Origin of the sequence: Oceaniglobus roseus, from assembly GCF_002869745.1 — a bacterium.
Lineage (GTDB): Bacteria > Pseudomonadota > Alphaproteobacteria > Rhodobacterales > Rhodobacteraceae > Oceaniglobus > Oceaniglobus roseus.
On sequence record NZ_PNOS01000086.1, the window covers coordinates 1 to 1,773 of the forward strand.

The following is a 1,773-nucleotide window of genomic DNA, read 5'->3' on the forward strand; positions in this document are numbered from 1 at the left end:
GAACGGGCGTCGGGCGGCGCGGCTCACCGCTGCCCGCGCGCCATGAAGGCGAGGCGCTCGAACAGCTGGACGTCCTGTTCGTTCTTCAGGAGCGCGCCGTGGAGCTTCGGCAGGGCGTTGGTGCCCGAGCGCTTCAGGTCCTCGGGCGACAGGTCCTCGGCCAGGAGCAGCTTCAGCCAGTCCAGCACCTCGGAGGTCGAGGGCTTCTTCTTCAGCCCCGGCGTCTCGCGCAATTCGAAGAACTGGGTGAGGGCGGTGGAGAGCAGCGCCTCCTTGATGCCGGGATGGTGGACGCGGACGATCTGCTTCAGCGTCTCGGGATCCGGGAAGCGGATGTAGTGGAAGAAGCAGCGGCGCAGGAAGGCGTCGGGCAGCTCCTTCTCGTTGTTCGAGGTGATGATGACCACGGGGCGGTGCCGTGCCGATATGGTCTCGCCCGTCTCGTAGACGTGGAACTCCATCCGGTCGAGCTCCTGCAGCAGGTCGTTCGGGAACTCGATGTCGGCCTTGTCGACCTCGTCGATCAGCAGCACCACGCGCTCGTCCGCCTCGAAGGCCTGCCAGAGCTTGCCCTTGCGGATGTAGTTGGCGACGTCGTGCACCCGTTCGTCGCCAAGCTGGCTGTCCCTGAGGCGCGACACGGCATCGTATTCGTAGAGCCCCTGCTGGGCCCGCGTGGTCGATTTCACGTGCCATTCGATGATCCGCATCCCGAGCGCGCCGGCCACCTGGCGGGCCAGCTCGGTCTTGCCGGTGCCGGGTTCTCCCTTGACCAGCAGGGGGCGTTCCAGCGTCACCGCGGCGTTCACCGCGACGGTCAGGTCCTCGGTGGCGACATAGGCGTCGGTTCCGGTGAATTTCATGGCCTATCAATCCTCTGCCCGTGCTTTTTCATCTGCGGCGCGCGCAGGGGTCACATTGCATCATGGGCGCGGCGAAGAGTAGTGACAAGCGGGGCGGGTTCGGATATTTGACCGCCGAGGGGAGAGTCCGGATGGCAGAGATCGAGTGCGAAACCACCCCGGGGCTTAGAGAGGGAAGCGCGATGAAGGTAGAGACATTTCTGCCCGACGATTACCGTCCGGCCGAAGACGAACCGTTCATGAACGAGCGACAGGTCGAGTATTTCCGCCGCAAGCTCTTGGCCTGGAAGAACGACCTCATGGACGACAGCAAGAGCACCGTCCAGGGCATGAAGGACGGCACGCGCAACATTCCCGACATCGCCGACCGGGCCTCGGAAGAGACGGACCGCGCGCTGGAACTGCGGACCCGCGACCGCCAGAGGAAGCTCGTCGCCAAGATCGACGCGGCGCTCCGGCGGATCGAGGAGGGCGAGTACGGCTATTGCGAGGACACGGGCGAGCCGATCTCGCTGAAGAGGCTGGATGCGCGCCCCATCGCCACCCTGAGCCTCGAGGCGCAGGAGCGGCACGAGCGGCGCGAGAAGGTGCACCGCGACGACTGAGGTCGTTCGCGGCGAAGGATCGGGGGCACCGGGGCGGCGACGCTCCGGTGCCTCGCGTTTTCGGGGCAGGCATTTCGCGCGCCGGGACGAAGGCAGGAGAGGGAGGCCGGACAGGCGGGCATGATCGACGGACGGCGGATCACGGTACTGGGGGCCGGCGTGGCGGGGCTGGCGGCGGCGCTGGCGCTGGCGCGGCAGGGCGCGCGGGTGCGGGTGCTGGAGCGGGCGGAGGTGCTGGACGGCGACACCGGGGCCGGGATCCAGGTCTCGCCGAACGGGGCGGCGGTGCTGCGGGCGCTGGGCCT

The 1,773-nt window shown here is 67.7% G+C and carries 3 protein-coding genes; 2 read left to right on the plus strand and 1 reads right to left on the minus strand.

Annotation, left to right across the window (positions count from 1 at the left end; genetic code table 11):
- Positions 1-23 precede the first annotated feature (23 nt).
- Entirely contained in the window at positions 24-863 is an 840-nt protein-coding gene (locus A7B20_RS21105) for an AAA family ATPase (protein WP_102110540.1), read from the minus strand.
- 182 nt (positions 864-1,045) lie between these two features.
- Here A7B20_RS21105 and dksA point away from each other — a divergent pair, with 182 nt between their 5' ends.
- Positions 1,046-1,468, plus strand: coding sequence for an RNA polymerase-binding protein DksA (gene dksA / locus A7B20_RS21110; protein ID WP_102110541.1), 423 nt, complete (start codon positions 1,046-1,048; stop codon positions 1,466-1,468).
- A 120-nt stretch (positions 1,469-1,588) separates the two neighbouring features.
- Positions 1,589-1,773: FAD-dependent oxidoreductase (locus A7B20_RS21115; RefSeq protein ID WP_157937760.1), on the plus strand; the 185-nt coding region annotated here is incomplete at its 3' end.

Bases quoted from the DNA above. Each gene is read 5' to 3' on its own strand.
- A7B20_RS21105 (WP_102110540.1), bottom strand. From the start codon at position 863: ATGAAATTCACCGGAACCGACGCCTATGTCGCCACCGAGGACCTGACC.
- dksA (WP_102110541.1), top strand. From the start codon at position 1,046: ATGAAGGTAGAGACATTTCTGCCCGACGATTACCGTCCGGCCGAAGAC.